This is a genomic window from Peribacillus sp. NPDC056705, from assembly GCF_043656335.1.
In genome coordinates this window covers 25,728-42,459 of the sequence record NZ_JBHTYI010000009.1, presented here as the reverse complement: position 1 = coordinate 42,459, position 16,732 = coordinate 25,728, and the positions used below count along the sequence as shown (strand labels likewise).

General features: G+C 41.2%; 14 protein-coding genes and 1 pseudogene. 11 read left to right on the top strand and 4 right to left on the bottom strand.

Going from position 1 to position 16,732, the window contains the following annotated elements; genetic code table 11:
• Nucleotides 1-12: 12 nt before the first annotated feature.
• Genes ACFRAK_RS13615 through ACFRAK_RS13605 form a run of 3 tightly spaced genes read left to right on the top strand, consistent with a single transcriptional unit; the run spans nt 13 to nt 2,755 of the window.
• A complete protein-coding gene (locus ACFRAK_RS13615) occupies nt 13-1,200 on the top strand; it encodes a CaiB/BaiF CoA transferase family protein (RefSeq protein WP_387596139.1) in 1,188 nt (395 codons plus the stop codon).
• A gap of 14 nt (nt 1,201-1,214) precedes the next feature.
• Nucleotides 1,215-2,420: an acyl-CoA dehydrogenase family protein gene (locus ACFRAK_RS13610; RefSeq protein WP_192208176.1), complete on the top strand. Its 1,206-nt coding sequence runs from the start codon at nt 1,215-1,217 to the stop codon at nt 2,418-2,420.
• Nucleotides 2,421-2,443: 23 nt separating this feature from the next.
• Nucleotides 2,444-2,755, top strand: a complete 312-nt coding sequence (locus ACFRAK_RS13605) for a DUF3870 domain-containing protein (RefSeq protein WP_260284044.1) — start codon at nt 2,444-2,446, stop codon at nt 2,753-2,755.
• A gap of 661 nt (nt 2,756-3,416) precedes the next feature.
• Here ACFRAK_RS13605 and ACFRAK_RS13600 read toward each other — a convergent pair.
• A pseudogene (locus ACFRAK_RS13600) lies at nt 3,417-3,473 on the bottom strand (hypothetical protein); the annotation flags it as partial.
• Nucleotides 3,474-3,627: 154 nt separating this feature from the next.
• On the opposite strand from ACFRAK_RS13600, the gene ACFRAK_RS13595 reads away from it, so the two are divergent.
• Together ACFRAK_RS13595 and ACFRAK_RS13590 are read left to right on the top strand one after the other, a co-directional pair.
• Entirely contained in the window at nt 3,628-4,719 is a 1,092-nt protein-coding gene (locus ACFRAK_RS13595) for a CotH kinase family protein (RefSeq protein ID WP_387596136.1), read from the top strand.
• A 146-nt stretch (nt 4,720-4,865) separates the two neighbouring features.
• Entirely contained in the window at nt 4,866-5,837 is a 972-nt protein-coding gene (locus ACFRAK_RS13590; protein WP_387596134.1) for a TRM11 family SAM-dependent methyltransferase, read from the top strand.
• A 154-nt stretch (nt 5,838-5,991) separates the two neighbouring features.
• On the opposite strand, the gene ACFRAK_RS13585 is transcribed toward ACFRAK_RS13590, so the two are convergent.
• Both ACFRAK_RS13585 and ACFRAK_RS13580 read right to left on the bottom strand, forming a co-directional pair.
• Nucleotides 5,992-7,188 (bottom strand): M14 family zinc carboxypeptidase, encoded by a 1,197-nt coding sequence (locus tag ACFRAK_RS13585; protein WP_394571875.1) that lies wholly within the window; start codon nt 7,186-7,188, stop codon nt 5,992-5,994.
• 241 nt (nt 7,189-7,429) lie between these two features.
• The gene (locus ACFRAK_RS13580) at nt 7,430-8,395 is read right to left on the bottom strand and encodes an MBL fold metallo-hydrolase (protein WP_394571874.1); all 966 of its coding nucleotides are present in this window, start codon (nt 8,393-8,395) and stop codon (nt 7,430-7,432) included.
• 325 nt (nt 8,396-8,720) lie between these two features.
• Here ACFRAK_RS13580 and ACFRAK_RS13575 point away from each other — a divergent pair, with 325 nt between their 5' ends.
• Both ACFRAK_RS13575 and ACFRAK_RS13570 read left to right on the top strand, forming a co-directional pair.
• Nucleotides 8,721-9,698: a 2-hydroxyacid dehydrogenase gene (locus ACFRAK_RS13575; RefSeq protein ID WP_387596125.1), complete on the top strand. Its 978-nt coding sequence runs from the start codon at nt 8,721-8,723 to the stop codon at nt 9,696-9,698.
• A gap of 439 nt (nt 9,699-10,137) precedes the next feature.
• Nucleotides 10,138-11,358: a multidrug effflux MFS transporter gene (locus ACFRAK_RS13570; protein WP_394571906.1), complete on the top strand. Its 1,221-nt coding sequence runs from the start codon at nt 10,138-10,140 to the stop codon at nt 11,356-11,358.
• A gap of 63 nt (nt 11,359-11,421) precedes the next feature.
• Here ACFRAK_RS13570 and ACFRAK_RS13565 read toward each other — a convergent pair whose 3' ends face one another.
• The gene (locus ACFRAK_RS13565) at nt 11,422-12,207 is read right to left on the bottom strand and encodes an SDR family oxidoreductase (RefSeq protein WP_387706142.1); all 786 of its coding nucleotides are present in this window, start codon (nt 12,205-12,207) and stop codon (nt 11,422-11,424) included.
• A 205-nt stretch (nt 12,208-12,412) separates the two neighbouring features.
• Here ACFRAK_RS13565 and ACFRAK_RS13560 point away from each other — a divergent pair, with 205 nt between their 5' ends.
• The 4 genes from ACFRAK_RS13560 (at nt 12,413) to ACFRAK_RS13545 (ending at nt 16,647) form a co-directional block, all read left to right on the top strand.
• A complete protein-coding gene (locus tag ACFRAK_RS13560; protein ID WP_387706140.1) occupies nt 12,413-13,399 on the top strand; it encodes a Gfo/Idh/MocA family protein in 987 nt (328 codons plus the stop codon).
• Between the two features lie 109 nt (nt 13,400-13,508).
• Nucleotides 13,509-13,817, top strand: coding sequence for an iron-sulfur cluster assembly accessory protein (locus ACFRAK_RS13555; protein ID WP_387596116.1), 309 nt, complete (start codon nt 13,509-13,511; stop codon nt 13,815-13,817).
• A gap of 20 nt (nt 13,818-13,837) precedes the next feature.
• A complete protein-coding gene (locus ACFRAK_RS13550; protein WP_394571872.1) occupies nt 13,838-14,959 on the top strand; it encodes an NADH-dependent flavin oxidoreductase in 1,122 nt (373 codons plus the stop codon).
• A 278-nt stretch (nt 14,960-15,237) separates the two neighbouring features.
• Complete coding sequence (locus ACFRAK_RS13545; RefSeq protein WP_387596111.1) at nt 15,238-16,647, top strand: GH1 family beta-glucosidase; 1,410 nt, start codon at nt 15,238-15,240, stop codon at nt 16,645-16,647.
• Nucleotides 16,648-16,732 lie beyond the last annotated feature (85 nt).

The following is a 16,732-nucleotide window of genomic DNA, read 5'->3' as shown; positions in this document are numbered from 1 at the left end:
AGGGGTGATGATATGAATGGAGCTTTGGAAGGAGTCAGGATTATCGATGTATCCCGTGTTTTGGCGGGGCCGTTTTGTTCAATGATCCTCGGTGATTTGGGTGCCGATGTTATTAAAATCGAGCATCATGAGGCAGGGGATGAAACGAGAGGATGGGGTCCGCCATTCGCCCAAGGGGAAAGCGCTTACTATTTATGTGCCAATCGAAATAAGCAAAGCATGACCTTGAATTTAAAGTCGGAACAAGGGAAAGAAATCTTCCGGAAGTTGGTGTCTTCAGGGGATATTGTGATTCAAAATTTCAAGACGGGCACGTTGGAAAAAATGGGGCTGGGTTATGAGGGTTTAAAGGAAATGAACCCCAAACTGATCATGGCCTCGATTACGGGATTTGGTTTAACCGGACCTTATAAAGATTTGCCTGGCTATGATTATATCATTCAAGCGATGAGTGGTTTGATGAGTATCACAGGAGAAAAAGATGGAAGCCCCGTGAAGGTCGGGGTGGCCATAGCTGACATATTGACTGGCTTGTATACATGCATTGGCATTTTAACCGCTTTGCATCATAGGGATGAAGCGGGGGAAGGACAGGAAATTGATATTTCGTTAATGGATTGCCAGGTTTCTTCATTGGTGAATGTCGCCAGCAACTATTTATTCAGTGGCCAGACCCCTGAACGAATGGGAAATCAACATCCCAATATCGTTCCATACCAAACGTTCCGGACAAGTGATGGGGAGCTTGTTGTGGCTGTAGGAAATGATGATCAGTTCAGGAGATTTTCAGCCGTTATCGGCAGACCTGATTTAGCCGAGCAGGAACAGTTTAAGCATAATGAAAAACGTTTGCTGAACAAGGAAGGATTAATACCGATAATAGAGGATTTGTTGAAAGGAAAGACAAAGAAAGAATGGAAAAAGCTATTTGATGATGCAGGTATACCCAATGGACCGATTAATGATATCGCAGAGATGTTCGAGGACCCGCAAATCATCGCAAGAGGCATGTTGGTGAACATGGAACATCCCACAATCGAAGATCTTAGAGTGACGGGATCGCCACTGAACCTTTCAAAAACACCGGTTACGATGAGAAAGCATCCGCCACTGTATGGTGAGCATACCGGTTCCATTCTGGCTGAAATTGGATATAGTCCAGACCAAATAAACAAATTCAAGGAAAATAAAATTATTTAGGAGGAATTTTAATGATGAATTTCGAATTAACAGAAGAGCAGCAAAGTGTGAAGAAAGTGGTAAGGAAATTTGTTGATAAGGAAATTATCCCATACATTCAAGAGTGGGATAGGAAAGGTCAATTCCAGCCGCATATTTTAAAAAGGTTAGCGGAATTGCAGTTGATGGGCGTTTGTATACCTGAAGAGTATGGTGGAGTCGGAATGGATTATAATACGCTTGCCATCGTTTGTGAAGAGTTGGAGCGAGGCGATACGGCTTACCGAACTGCAGTTTCTGTACATACAGGGTTAAATAGCATGACCTTGCTGCAATGGGGGACGGAAGAACAAAAACAGAAATATTTAGTACCGCAGGCAAAAGGGATCAAGATTGGCGCTTTTGGGCTGACTGAACCGAATGCAGGGTCTGATGTTGCGGCTATGAAATCAACGGCAAAACGTGTTGGGGACCATTATATCTTGAACGGGTCAAAAACATGGATTTCGCTCTGTGATTATGCAGATCATTTCCTCATTTTCGCCAAGACGGATCATGATGCCGGTTCAAGGGGAATCACTGCTTTTATTGTGGAACGGACTTTCGAGGGAGTGGAGTCGAAAGCCATTAAAGGGAAATTAGGAATTCGTGCCGGGAATACAGGCGAAATCTTTTTAACCGATGTAAAAGTTCCGGTCGAGAATAGGCTCGGTGAAGAAGGTGAGGGCTTTAAAATTTCCATGTCGGCATTGGACAGCGGCCGGTTTACAGTGGCCGCAGGTGCTGTAGGGTTAATTGAAGCAAGCCTGGAAGCAAGCTTGAAATATTGCCATGAACGAAGTACATTCGGAAAAGAGATTGGCAGGCATCAGCTCGTTCAACAAATGATTGCCAAGATGACCGCAAATTTAGAGATTTCCAGATTGCTGGTCTTTAAAGCGGGTACCTTGAAAAATCAAGGAAAAAGGAATACGAAGGAAACTTCACTTGCAAAGTGGATATCATGTAATGCTGCTAACGAAGCGGCCAATGATGCGGTTCAAATTCATGGTGCCTACGGATACTCGGATGAATATCCAGTGGAACGTTTTCTGCGGAATTCAAAAGCCCCGGTCATTTACGAAGGAACCCGTGAGATTCATACTGTAATGCAGGGCGAATACGCACTTGGCTACAGACAAGATAAAGAGCTTCGAAAGCAATTGCCTGCATGGCCCTTCGAGCAGGTTTCCGTCCATTAACTATAGATAGAGGAGATCAGATGATGAACACATACTTTATTGCAGGGCATGCAAAACTTCCACAAGGGATGGCGGCGAGAAATTTATATGATTCCATCACGATCACGGTAGAGCTTGACTTTAAATATGGTGTAATAGTCGAGGCTTCCTGTACACTTGCTACAGAACATGGCAGGGAATTCATTCGTCAACTGCTGCGCGGTTATTGCCTGAAAGATGGTATCGAAGAATTGATTGATCGTGTACAAATGCATTATCGTGGAAAGGCTGGTCAAGCCATTCAAGCAGGGCTGAAGGATGTGTATGCACAGTTCGAATCGGTCTCCGTTAAATAAGCGAAACTGGGAGGATCCTACCGTATGTAAAAGGGTGGGATCCTTTTTTATAGGTTCGGGTACATCGCAAATAAGTCCACTGTCATTATAAATGGCAGTGTTTTTCATTGTTTAAGGAACGGTACATTTGAATGGATATAACGATCGTGAAAATTTTTTAAAAAAACAAAAAACTCGTCCCTTTACGACGAGCTTGTGTTTTTATTGAAAATTGGACTTTAAAATAAATCTTAATATCCAGTGAAAAAAATTAGTTGTACATTAAAACGGAACCAAGAAACTAGAAGCAACATTCCCGTTTATTTCGAAAGTTATTGCCGCAAAGCCAACTGCAGTTGTTGGAGGAACACCGGTTTCTGTTGCAGCGCCTTTGTCTGTTGCATATGGAACACCGGTTTCTGCTGGTGCACCTTTGCATACGGCAAGTGGACCTCCTCCTGCTAGTGCACCTTTGCGTATGGCAAGTGGACCTCCTCCTGCTAGTGCGCCTTTGCGTATGGCAAGTGGACCTCCTCCTGCTAGTGCGCCTTTGCGTACGGCAAGTGGACCTCTTCATGCTAAAGCAACGTTTAGTGCGTCTGCGGGAAGTTCGCTTATTATTGTTGTTTTTACGTGAAGAACGGCCTTTTGAACAAGGGTCATTATACATGAAATCGCCTAACCCGAAGGAATTGGCTCTATCTACCGCATTTTGTATATTTTGAATGATATCAGACATATTTAAATATCCCCCTTTCTATACATTAAACTATGCGCTTGTACGTAATATGCCAGGGATAATAGCACAATTTTTAATGAAAATTTGTTTTTGGTGACACCCCTCGCTTTTTTTCATAATTTAATATGAAAGTGAAAGGGAAGTGAAGGGTTGTATGAATTCTGACAAGAAGCTGCCTGTGTACCAGCTTTTTATTCCACCAGTTAATTTAAGGGAACTTCGCAGAGATATATGGTGCAATGATCCTTTACCGGCAAAGTTAACACTTAACAGAAAAAAACTGGATATTGATATTGTTTACCGTGGCTCACATATCCGCGGTTTTCCCAAAAAATCCTATAATGTAGTCTTTTATAAACCTAATACTTATAAGAATGCCAAGGAAGTTCATTTAAATGCCGAATATAAAGATAAATCTTTACTAAGAAATAAATTATCTTTAGACTTTTTTGCGGATATAGGCACCTTATCGCCGAACTCCCAGTTCGTTTTCCTGAATCTGAACGGAAAGGACGAAGGGATATACCTAGAATTGGAATCGGTGGATGAATATTATTTGAAGAAAAGGGGGCTGCCCAAGGGTGCTATTTTCTATGCAGTGGATGGTGATGCCAATTTCTCATTGATGAGCGATTTGGATAAAGGAATCAAAAAATCATTGGAGATGGGCTATCAAAAAAAATGCGGGACAGCAAAGGATGAATTATATTTACAAGAGTTGATCCTCCAAATCAATACAATTTCAAGAGTGGATTTTGAAAAGGAAATCGTAAAATATGTCGATGTGGAAAAGTACCTGCGCTGGCTGGCCGGTGTCATATTTACGCAAAACTATGATGGGTTCGTTCATAACTATGCCTTGTATCGAAATGGAGATACGGGACTCTTTGAAATGATTCCATGGGATTATGATGCGACATGGGGCAGGGATGTTAATGGGAAAGTGATGGAAGAGGATTATGTGGGAATCGAGGGATTCAATACATTGACTGCTAGAATCCTTGATGTAAGAGGATTTCGTGTCCGGTACCAAGAACTTCTTAAGGAAATTTTGAACAATCATTTTAACGTGGACTATATGAAACCTATCATTCAGGAAATGCATGATCAAATAAGACCTTATGTTTCAAAAGATCCATATATCAAGGGGAATATTGTGAAATTTGATAATGAGCCCCAATTCATCCTGGAATTCATTGAGGCCCGTGCAAAGTATATAAGTAGCCGGCTGCATAAATTGGATTAATAATTCCTTTCTTATAGTGAAGGAACAATGATAAATTTACCGGCATGAGTGTTGAAAGAAAAGCATTCATGCTTTTTTACATGCGATTCCATTTGCTTTTCTATACCATTACAGCTATGTTTGATAGAAAGATATAATCTAAAGTAATGAAGGATGGGAATGGATTGACTAATCATAGCCGCAAACCGGCATATATATACACGTTTACATGCAGCCCTGACGAACGCTCATTATCTAAAATGGAGATGCGCTCGTTCTTTGGCTTTGAGACTTCAGGGAATATTTTGAAAAGTGATATAGCAATTGAACCGAGCAGGAGCCCTTTTATAAAAGGGCGGGTCGATGTCATGTTTGAAGGGGAAAGCATATCCGAAATCGTTGAGCAAGTGAAAGGTATTCATTTGCCTGATTCGACATTCAAAGTATTATTCGTAAAAATTAATGATTTGAATAAAGACGTAAAAATAGATTATGATGGACAGCGTGAAATTGAAAGGGAGATAGGCTGGCATATTCAGGGGGATGCCGATGTGCGCAATCCTGATCAGGTCTTTGGAATCGTGACCCTTGGCGGACGATGGTATTTTGGGAAGTATGTCAAGCCTGAAGCGGTTTGGTTAAAACATATGAAGAAGCCCCGGGAATATTCGACAGCGCTTAGCACAAGAGTGGCAAGGGCCATTGCTAACATAGCCGTTCCACATCCGGATGGAGTGAAGGCAATTGATCCATGCTGCGGAATTGGAACGGTATTGGTAGAAGCCCTATCGATGGGGATCAATATTGATGGCCGGGATATCAACCCGCTTGTTACCGACGGTTCCAGGGAGAATATTGCCTATTTCGGCCTCGAAGGTGATGTAACTACAGGTCCGATTTCGGAGGTCACCAGTAAATATGATGTAGCGATTATCGATATGCCTTACAATTTATATACACATGCGACGCCAGAAGATCAGCTATCGATCCTTAAACATGCCAGAAGCTTTGCTGACAAGGTCGTCGTCGTAACGATCGACACGATGGATCATATGATTGAAGAAGCAGGATTTGAAATTGCTGATCGCTGTGTGGCCAGGAAAGGCGTTTTTTCCAGAGAGGTTGTAGTGTGTGTGTAGGTTCCATCATCAAGAAAAGGCAGAAATCTTTGAATGGATATGGACTTACCCTGTCAAGTTGACAACTAAAAAAGGCTATGCTGCCATCTGACCCGATATTCAACCGGTGCCGGATGGCGGGCAAGCCCCCTTTAAAATTAAGTTTTAAACTTGACTAAATTCCCGGTGTAGATGAACTTTCAGGAATATTTTCATAGTCTGATGGATTAAGATTATGAACCGATCCATCTGTTACACCATTGATAATACCCATTAGCCCTGTTTCAACCGTTTTTACGAGCTGGCCTTTCTTTTTTTGCCCAAAGTTTTGTGTTTGACCACTAACTTCAAATAGAACCGTCCCACTTCCGTTTAAAGCAAAAGTCCCTAAAGCAGTTCCTGGCAGGTCAATTGATTGATCGTATAGTGAAATATTTGTAAACACTGAATTCCCTTTTGCTTGTAGTGCGTTATACGCAGTAAGTGTCAACTGACGGGAGAAATCATATTTAAAATTATCTGCATACTCTGCATATTTAGCCCCTTCGGGAGTGCTTGGGTTAGGAACGAATTTTCCTGATATTGACATGGTCACACGCTCATCAGTTCCTTCGATATATGGGAACCCTTGATGATGAAGATCGATAAAAACATCCACTTTCCCGAATTTCGACTTTAACCCTTTATATGTGTCACGTACCGTTTGCGCTTCAGGTGTAATAAACCAGCCCGGCTTTTCAGATGCCCCCGGGAAGTCTTGAGGCTTCGGTACATAGTTCAGGTTAGGATTAAAGTCACGGTTAACATCAAATCCCGGTTTGCTAGCATAGTCGTCGCCTGATCTGGGAGTAGTGTAATAGTTCCAAGTAGGTTTCACATTAGAAAGTTGGGGGAATTTCCCTACAACCTCAGACCATGTCATCTCATTTCCACGACGATCAAGCTCTGAGCCGTCTACGTTCATCATTGGAATAGCAACAATTGTTAGTTCATCAAGCACTTTCTTTACCTCAGGTGAGCTACTTTGACCAAGGTTTTCAAGAATGTTCAATAACGCAACAGTTCCTGTTTTTTCATTTCCATGAATTTCACTTTGAATAAGAACGACTTTGTCACCATGACCGACAGTCACTTTTTGAATGGAACGACCCTGATTTGTTTGTCCAGCGACTTCTACTTTGACTTTCCCTGCACTCACTTGCTCAAGTTGATTTAATTTTTTTACAAGTTCGTCATAATTAAGGAATGCTTCGGTGGAGAGATTCGTTCCACCTGTCGGATTTGGTCCTCGTTCAGCTAAGCTGACATTTGGGCCAAGTAATGCTGCGGCTACAACTGTTGAACTTAAAACCTTTAAAAATTTCCTTTTCACATTCATTCCCCTATTCTGAAAATATTTAATATTCAGAAAAGTAATTCTTCACTTTCTCTTCCTTTTCCTGTTCGATTAATTAAAACGCTCAAATAGACCTATGTATTTCAGCTTCAATGTGATTTACTTTTTGGAAATAGTAAAATCCCCTCCAAGTGTGAGTGTATCATCTACGGATTGCCAGTAGCCTTTTACATTTTCCACTTAGTGGGGATAATATCAATTCCCGCGTTTCTTGATGTCATTTAGCTTGATAATGAACTACATTTTCAACGAGTTGTTTCGTGACCTTCCCCTGATATTCCAAATAATCCAAGTGGCCAATGATTTCTGACATGACGAGCGGGAATTCCGCAATATATTTTTGTTTGTAAAACTCCTTTGCCAGTTCATTGCCGGTAGAAATTCCGGATTCTATCAAGCTAAGGATTTTTTGTGATTTTCTCTCTATGCTGTTGAGCCTTTTTTCAATCAAATGACCAGGTTGTTCAATGATGTTTCCATGACCAGGAAAGAGAAGATTCACCTGTAATGCCAAACATCGTTTTAATGAATCGATATGATCTACAAGAGTCAGCATTCTATTACCGTTTTCATCAGGTTCGATCAAGGCATTGCTTGATATATGTTCAATCAATAAATCACCGGCAAGAAGCCGTTTCCCTTCCTGGTCAAGAAAAGCAATTTGATCCGGTGCATGCCCGGGAAATTCGATCACTTCAAAATTCAGCCATTGTTTTTCCGTGATTGCGATGATGTCACCATTCAGTTTTTGATCTTTATTATTATCGACCGCGTTGAATAGGTAAGCCACTTGTTTATCTCCAAGTTCACCACAGCCCATCTCAATGTAAAGCTGCTTATAGAATTCAATTCTCATACTTAAGAAGTCAGGGTCCCTTTTTAAACGGGGGATGGATTTAGAATGGGCATAAACGGGAATCGGATGGAGTTCGGTAATCCGATTGACCAAGCCAACATGGTCTCCATGGTGATGGGTTAATAAAATTCCCGTAATATCTCCAACGGTAAATCCATTTTCGTTTAATGTTTGCTGAAGGGCATTCCAGCAGACGTCATCATTCATGCCTGAATCGACTAATGTTAAAGATTCATCCTGCTTAACTAAATAAAAGTTTATACTTTTTAAAGATAAAGCGCTTGGAGCTATGATTGGATAAATATTAAATGTTGTTTTCGTTTTCATGAACGTCCCATATCCTCCTAAATCGAGATAAACTTCATCTGGAAAATTGTTGTATTACTAATGACAGAATAGATTTAATGGGTTATTATTCTATGATTAGTTGAATGAATTGAAACTGTCAAGCGGAAGCCTCCTTGTAAACGGGAAAATTAATAGTAGAATGATTGGAAATAGATGGTCTATTTATCTAGTTTATTTTAAAATTGAATAAACAAGCTAGTAATTTAGCCAATATTCTATAATTAATTGTTGAGTGACGAAAACTGAAGGTGAAAAATGGTGCAAGAATGCGTTAATGGAATGAAACGATATAGGAGGTTATGGTTTGAAGCCAAAAATTTATATTACAAGGAAATTGCCGGAACAAATCATCGAAGGTCTTAGTCGGACATATAATGTCAGGATGTGGGATCAAGAGGATATACCGGTCCCTAGAGAGGTCCTTGAAGGAGAAATGAAAGAAGTCGATGGGCTGCTTTGTTTATTGACGGAACAAATCGATGAGTCACTGATTCAACGGGCGCCTAACCTGAAAATCATCGCGAATATGGCAGTGGGCCATAATAATATTGATGTTCGAAGTGCAACAAAACGGGGCATCATGGTCACGAACACACCGGGGGTTTTAACGGAAACGACAGCTGATTTAACCTTCGGCTTGCTGCTTGCAACGGCAAGAAGGATGATGGAGGCAGAAGATTATTTAAGGAGTGGAAAGTGGGAAACATGGTCGCCGATGCAGCTGACCGGACAAGATGTACACGGTGCAACGCTTGGTATAATCGGTTTGGGTAGGATTGGGGAAGCCCTTGCAAAAAGAGCTAAGGGATTTGAAATGAACTTGGTTTATTTTAATCGAAGCCGTAAATATGAACAGGAAAAAGAATTAGGAATCGAATATCAGTCCCTTGAAAAATTGCTCCAAATATCGGATTTCGTTTGTGTCATGCTGCCGCTCACACCGGAAACCACTTATATGATTGGCAAGGAGCAGCTTGAATTAATGAAAGGGACGGCTGTGCTCATTAATACAGCAAGAGGCGGGATTATCGATGAAAAGGCCTTATACCAGGCGCTGGAAAACCGAGAGATTTGGGCGGCTGGATTGGATGTATTCGAAGAAGAGCCAGTCCCTGTGGATCACCCGCTGCTAACATTGCCCAATGTCGTTACACTGCCGCATATTGGGAGTGCCAGCATTGCCACAAGATTGAAGATGGCAGCTCTTGCCGTACAAAACTTGATGGATGGATTATCTGGTGATACTCCGCGTAATTTAGTATTGTTGAATAAATCAAAATGACTCTGAATATGGGATTCGGAATGCCCTCATCCCGAATGACTGGCTAGCCGAGACCCCCAGGCGCTCGCTTTGATGAGGCTTGGGAACGGTCGGCGGAAAGGGAGCGGATTTCAGAAATGCAAACTGGCTTTTCTTCGAGTTTGTCTAGAGTTTGAAATGACTCCAAAATGGGGTCATTTTTTATGGGGAATTGATTGGACCTTTTATAGCCTTACTTTGGATAGTAGCATCCTCAAATATATTTCCTGATTTAAGATTTTTCCTTTTTGGAAGATTTCTGAGTTTTGAACATTACTTAATTGAATTCTCGAGGGAAGAATCCAATTCTAGGGGATGCATACTTATCGTAAATTGTTCGGATCTTTTGTAAAATAAAGAAAGTCGAGTTTTATTAAGGAAAAACAATTAGTTGAAAGGGATAGGGGTAATAATGATTGAAATGAAGGAAACGATATCATCAGGCAACGAAATGACTAAATCCAAAAGGCTGTTGATGGCTCTTATGCTGGGGTCTTTTGCAGCGATTGGGCCACTGTCACTTGATATGTATTTACCGGGTCTTCCCACACTGGCGGAGGATCTGAAAAGCAGTACGTCTTTAGCGCAGCTGAGCTTGACGGCCTGTTTGTTAGGATTGGCTTTAGGCCAAATTTATTTAGGGCCGCTAAGTGATGCAAAAGGAAGACGGACACCGTTAATCATATCTTTATCCATTTATTGCATATCCTCTCTGTTATGCGCCTTTGCTCCAACCATTGAATTGCTTTTATTATTACGTTTTATCCAAGGTATTGCTGGAGCGGGGGGCATTGTCATTTCAAGGGCGATAGTTCGCGATCTTTTTTCAGGATCGGATTTGACCAAGTTCTTCTCCATGTTAATGCTGGTGAATGGGGCCGCTCCGATATTGGCTCCGGTTTTTGGCGGTCAGCTTTTGCATTTCACGTCTTGGCGGGGAGTCTTCGTTGTCATTTCAGTATTAAGTATCATTATGGTTGCAGCTGCATTTTTTGGGATAAAGGAAACTTTAACGTTTAATCTCAGAAGTGCAGGTGGGGTAAAAGATACTATCAGGACATTTGGGAACTTATTGAGAGATCGCGTGTTTATGGGCTATGCTTTTTCACAAGGATTCATAAGTGCCGCCATGTTCGCTTATATTTCCGGATCGCCTTTTGTTCTCCAGAACATTTATGGCGTTTCTCCACAGACCTTCAGTTTGATTTTTGCAATAAACGGAATTGGGATCATCATCGCTTCACAAGTTGCCGGGAAGCTTGCCGGGAAGGTTAAAGAAGAAAAACTGCTTCAAATGGGATTATGTCTAGCATTGTTTGGAGGAATGTTACTACTTGCCTCAGTCCTTCTCGAAATTGGGTTGGCAGGAATCTTGGTCGCTTTATTCCTCTCCGTCTCCAGCGTCGGTATTGTCGGTACTACGAGTTTTTCTTTAGCGATGCAAAATCAGAAAAAAACAGCAGGCAGTGCTTCGGCTTTAATTGGCCTCCTTCCTTTTATATTAGGATCACTAATGGCTCCCTTGGTGGGACTAGGCTCAGGTGAGTCACCCTTGCCTATGGGAATTGTGATGGTAAGCTGTCATGTCATCGCCATGTTCGCTTATTTAATCCTTGCCCGTCGTGGGTTAAGGCGAGTTTAATTAGGAAAAGCTGAAATCCTTGATGTGGATTTCAGCTTTTTCCTTTAGGGGCGTAAGTATGAATCATAATAGCGATTCTGCTCCATCGATATAAACTTCCGTGCCCGTAATATGGGAAGACATGTCCGATGCTAGAAACAATATGAGATCACCAGCTTGTTCGGTACTCCCCGCTTTTTTCGCCAGGGGCTGAGAGCCTTGCGGATATTCAATGGGAATCCTGATTTTTTTTAAGCTTTCATCTTCCGGGAATGTGTTATCGTGAATGTTCGTATCGATGGAGCCGGGACAAATGGTATTTACCCTGATTTTATATCTTGCCAATTCGAGTGCAGCCATTTTCCCAAAAGCGACTTGACCAGCTTTGGATGAACTATAAGCGGAAAAACCAAAATTCTTGAAATATCGGTTTCCATTGATGGAGCTGTTGATTACGATGCTGCCACCCGTTTCCTTCATGTAGGGAATGGCGTATTTAATGGTGAGAAAGGTGCCTTTGAGGTTGATGGCATGTGTCTGATCCCAATCTTCTGGCTTTATATCTTCTATAGGGGCAATCACTCCGTTAATGCCTGCGTTTGCAAATACAAAATCAATTTTCCCAAACTGTTCATGGGCCTTCTTGTAGGAATGTTCAACTTGCTCAGCCTTGGAAACATCCGTTTTAATGACTAATGCCTTTCGACCAAGGTTTTCCACTTCGTCCTTCACTTTTTCCGCATTTTCGACTGTACGGTCAAAAAAGATGATGTTCGCGCCGTTTTCAGCTAGTTTCAGTGCGGCACCCCGGCCAATTCCCGACCCTCCACCGGTAATGATGGCAACTTTGTTTTTCATTAATTCTGTCATAAACTTCACACGCTCCTTTTCATTTTGCTTTCCCGTTAGGGAGTATGTAGAAACATCATGGCAGTGGCATTATAGAAAAATTATAAACGAACATTACCTAAAAAATCCAATTTAAACAGTTGCGAGTGTTCATTATACTTTGTTTTTCAGTGAAATGTCTGTATATTGAGGACATATTCAAGTTAGCTTGAAAGGGGATAGGAATTTGATAAGATTTGGGGTAATAGGTACAAATTGGATCACGGAACGATTTTTGGAGGCTGCAAAGCATGTAGAGGATTTATCGTTAACCGCCGTGTACTCACGTACAGAAGAGAAAGCCAAGGAATTTGCCAATAAATACGGAGTACATACGACTTTTACGAATTTAGAAGCAATGGCCGCCAGCAATGAAATCGACGCTGTATACATAGCAAGCCCTAATTCTCATCATTGCAGGCAAGCCGTGTTGTTTTTACAAAATAAAAAACATGTATTATGTGAAAAACCAATGGCTTCAAATGCTGCAGAAGTAAGGAAAATGATTGAGGCTGCAAAACAAAATGATGTGCTATTGATGGAAGCGATGAAATCGACCATCATGCCGAATTTCGAAAGCATAAAGGGGAATCTGGATAAAATCGGGAAAGTACGGCGTTTCTCGGGAAGCTTTTGCCAATATTCATCTCGATATGATTCGTATAAACAAGGCACTGTGCTGAATGCATTCAATCCTGAATTCTCCAGTGGCTCTTTAATGGATCTTGGTATTTACGTACTCTATCCGCTTGTTGTTCTGTTCGGTAAACCAAATAAGGTACATGCATCAGGAACGATGCTTGAATCAGGAGTCGACGGGCAGGGTACGATCCTGCTTTCCTATGATGAGATGGAGGCAGTCGTCATGTTCTCCAAGATTACTGAATCCAATTTGCCTTCGGAAATTCAAGGTGAACATGGAAGCATCATCATTCAGAAAATTTCAGGACCGCAAGCGGTGGATATTAAGTATCGGGATGGAACAAATGAAAATATTTCGGTAAAACAGGATATGCCTACCATGTATTATGAAGCGAAAGAGTTTGTTGAATTGATACAGCAGAGGAAAATGGAGTCCGATATAAATTCGTATGCGAATTCACTATTGACTATGGAAATCATGGATGAAGCAAGAAAGCAAATCGGAATCGTCTTTCCTTCAGACCGCTTATAAGCATATGAGTGGACATGGCCAATAAGGAAGGGGAAAAATGGATGTTACTGATAACCCGTAATTGGGTAGAATTTAATACAGGGATTATTTTATTGTTGGGGGAATGGACATGAAATGCAAAATTAATCGTAATGCAGCTAAGGTCTTACAAAAAATGCTGAACACTGAAGAAGCGAAAGGGAAAATGATTCGTGTATATATCACCCATATGCATGGCGATCATGCCCATTATGACATGAAACTAGATACACCGGCAGAACATGATGAAATCGTCAAAACAGATAAAGATATCGATATTTTACTGGATTCACGTGAAGAATTTCTGGATGGTGTCTGGATAAAATATTTTTATGTACCTGAAGAAGGCTTTGAAATCACGAACCCTTCTAAAGAACCGCACGGACATCATCACCACTAAGAGTAAAGGGGGAGGATTGCATGAATCAAAAATACGAAAAGATCTTTCAAACATATAAATTTCCATCAGGGGTAGAAGTGAAAAATCGTATCATGATGGCTCCTATGACCACTTATTCTTCGGATGATCAAGGCTTTGTAACCGATGATGAACTGGCCTATTACGCTGAGCGCTCGGCTGGTGTAGGAGCGGTGGTCACGGCATGTGCCTATGTATCTGCTGGAGGAAAGGGATTCCCAGGCCAGCTTAGTGCAGATGACGATTCCTTTATCCCATCCTTGAGAAAACTAGCCGAAACGATCCAGTCCAACGGGTCAAAAGCGATTCTGCAAATATATCATGGAGGCCGGCAAAGTCCGCCGGATTTATTGCCTGATAACCAACCTGTTTCTGCAAGTGGCATTGCTTCAAACGATGAAGCACCTGTACCGCGGGAAATGAGTGAAGACGAAATACAAGAGGTTATTAAGGCATTTAGCGAAGCAACAAGAAGGGCCATCGAAGCAGGATTTGATGGTGTGGAAATCCATGGTGCCAATACGTACTTGCTTCAACAATTCTTCTCGCCACACTCGAACCGTCGTACGGATAACTGGGGCGGGACACTGGGACAACGATTGATTTTCCCGCTTACCATTGTGAATGAAGTCGAGAAAACGGTTGCTGGGCATGCGAGAAAGCCGTTTATCATCGGCTACCGCCTTTCTCCTGAAGAAGGCAGCAACCCTGGAATCACTTTAGATGATACGATCCAACTCGTTGACAGACTAGCCAATCAAAACCTGGATTATCTACATATATCGGTAGGTCACTTCTGGAATGGCTCATTCCGTGAGAGTGATAGGACAAAGTCACGCATCGTTAAAATTTACGATAAAGTAGGTAATCGTATCCCTGTGGTCGGTGTAGGATCACTGCATACACCTGATGAAGTAGCAGAAGCTATGGAAACGGGTGTCCCTTTTATCGCCCTTGGGCGTGAGCTTCTCATGGAACCGCATTGGATTGAAAAAATCAGGTCTGGAAAAGAAGCGGAAATACGGACTACCCTCTCCAAAAAAGATCAGGATGAACTGGTCATTCCAGATCCGCTTTGGGAAAAGTTGATTGGGATAAAAGGTTGGCTCCCGGTTGTGGAGTGATTGTTAATGTCTTGAATAATATGTTACCCGTCCTCCAAAGGAGGACGGGTTTTGTATGTGTACATATGAAACTAACAACAGATGTAAGTCATTGGTCCTTTGCCAAAAGTGAGATTGATTCTGGATTTATTCATTCTTCATAGTGGATACTATCTTTAATGCAAAGTTTATGTAGGCAAATATGAATGAAAGTAATATAATCATATTAATATTTGTACCTATAAATAAAATGTATTATCATCAATTTCATAAGTTGGTATGAAAACGGAGGGGTTGTAATGAAATTTCCACACGATTTTTTATTCGGAGCAGCTTCTGCTTCTTTTCAAATAGAAGGAGCATGGGATGAAGATGGAAAAGGTATAACGAATTGGGATGTCTTTTCAAAGATTCCAGGGAAAACATTTGAAGGTACAAACGGGGATGTAGCGATAGACCATTATCATCGTTACAAAGAAGATATTAAATTAATGGCAGAAATGGGACTTGAATCGTACCGGTTTTCCATTTCATGGGCACGTATTTTGCCGACAGGTGACGGGGAAGTAAACGAAAAAGGCGTGGAATTTTATAATAATGTCATTGATGAATGCTTAAAATATGGGATTGTTCCATTTGTTACGCTGTATCATTGGGATTTGCCTTTGACGCTTGAACAAGATGGGGGATGGACGAATAAGCGAACAGCTGAAGCATTCATCAAGTATGCGGAAATTTGCTTTCGCGCTTTCGGAGACCGCATCAAACATTGGATCACGTTTAATGAAACGGTTATGTTTTGCGGTCTGGGCTATTTAAAAGGAGCGCACCCGCCTGGAATCCAAAACGATGAAAATAAATACTTTCAAGCGACACATTATGTTTTTTATGCACATGCAAAAGCGGTAGAGGTATACAAGTCACTGAATCATTACGGTGAAATTGGGATTACCCATGTTTTCCTGCCTGCTTATAGTATAAATGACAAACATGAGAATGTATTGGCTGCTCGGCATGCCAATGAATATGAAACTTTTTGGTATTATGACCCTATTTTAAAAGGTGAATATCCAGCTTATGTGGTTGAGCAATTAAAGGAAAAAGGCTGGACTCCAAGTTGGACCGAAGAAGAACTGGATACGCTAAAAAGAAATGCGGGGAAAAATGATTTTATTGGACTCAATTATTACCAGCCCATTCGAGTGGAAAAAAATCGGGAAGCTGTTTCAAACATGGAGCATTCAAGAGAAACATCTACTCTAGCTCCAGGGAACCCGTCTTTTGATGGCTTTTATCGGACCATAAAAATGGATGATAAAACATATACAAAATGGGGCTGGGAAATCTCACCTCAAGGATTTTTAGATGGGCTGCATATGTTAAAAGAACGTTATGGTGAAATTAAAATGTATGTTACAGAGAACGGACTTGGTGATGAGGATCCGATTATCGATGGTGAAATAGTGGATGTTCCCCGTATTAAATATATTGAGGAACACTTAAAAGTGATTAAACGTGCAATCAAAGAAGGCATCCATTTAAAAGGATATTACGCATGGTCTGTCATTGATCTATTAAGTTGGTTAAACGGGTATAAGAAGCAATACGGATTTATTTACGTGGATCATCATGATCAGTTAAACCGGAAAAAGAAGCTGTCGTTTCATTGGTATAAGCATATTATCGAGACGAGAGGAGAAGAGCTGTAAACTAAAAAGAAAACTTCTTGATTTTAATCAAAAGGTTTTTGTGTATATAGAGCCTGAGACGAAAAACAAAATTAGGTTTATAGGG

Bases quoted from the DNA above. Each gene is read 5' to 3' on its own strand.
- ACFRAK_RS13550 (WP_394571872.1), top strand. From the start codon at position 13,838: ATGAATCAAAAATACGAAAAGATCTTTCAAACATATAAATTTCCATCA.
- ACFRAK_RS13580 (WP_394571874.1), bottom strand. From the start codon at position 8,395: ATGAAAACGAAAACAACATTTAATATTTATCCAATCATAGCTCCAAGC.
- ACFRAK_RS13570 (WP_394571906.1), top strand. From the start codon at position 10,138: ATGAAGGAAACGATATCATCAGGCAACGAAATGACTAAATCCAAAAGG.
- ACFRAK_RS13565 (WP_387706142.1), bottom strand. From the start codon at position 12,207: ATGACAGAATTAATGAAAAACAAAGTTGCCATCATTACCGGTGGAGGG.
- ACFRAK_RS13545 (WP_387596111.1), top strand. From the start codon at position 15,238: ATGAAATTTCCACACGATTTTTTATTCGGAGCAGCTTCTGCTTCTTTT.
- ACFRAK_RS13615 (WP_387596139.1), top strand. From the start codon at position 13: ATGAATGGAGCTTTGGAAGGAGTCAGGATTATCGATGTATCCCGTGTT.
- ACFRAK_RS13595 (WP_387596136.1), top strand. From the start codon at position 3,628: ATGAATTCTGACAAGAAGCTGCCTGTGTACCAGCTTTTTATTCCACCA.
- ACFRAK_RS13555 (WP_387596116.1), top strand. From the start codon at position 13,509: ATGAAATGCAAAATTAATCGTAATGCAGCTAAGGTCTTACAAAAAATG.
- ACFRAK_RS13590 (WP_387596134.1), top strand. From the start codon at position 4,866: ATGAAGGATGGGAATGGATTGACTAATCATAGCCGCAAACCGGCATAT.
- ACFRAK_RS13605 (WP_260284044.1), top strand. From the start codon at position 2,444: ATGAACACATACTTTATTGCAGGGCATGCAAAACTTCCACAAGGGATG.
- ACFRAK_RS13610 (WP_192208176.1), top strand. From the start codon at position 1,215: ATGAATTTCGAATTAACAGAAGAGCAGCAAAGTGTGAAGAAAGTGGTA.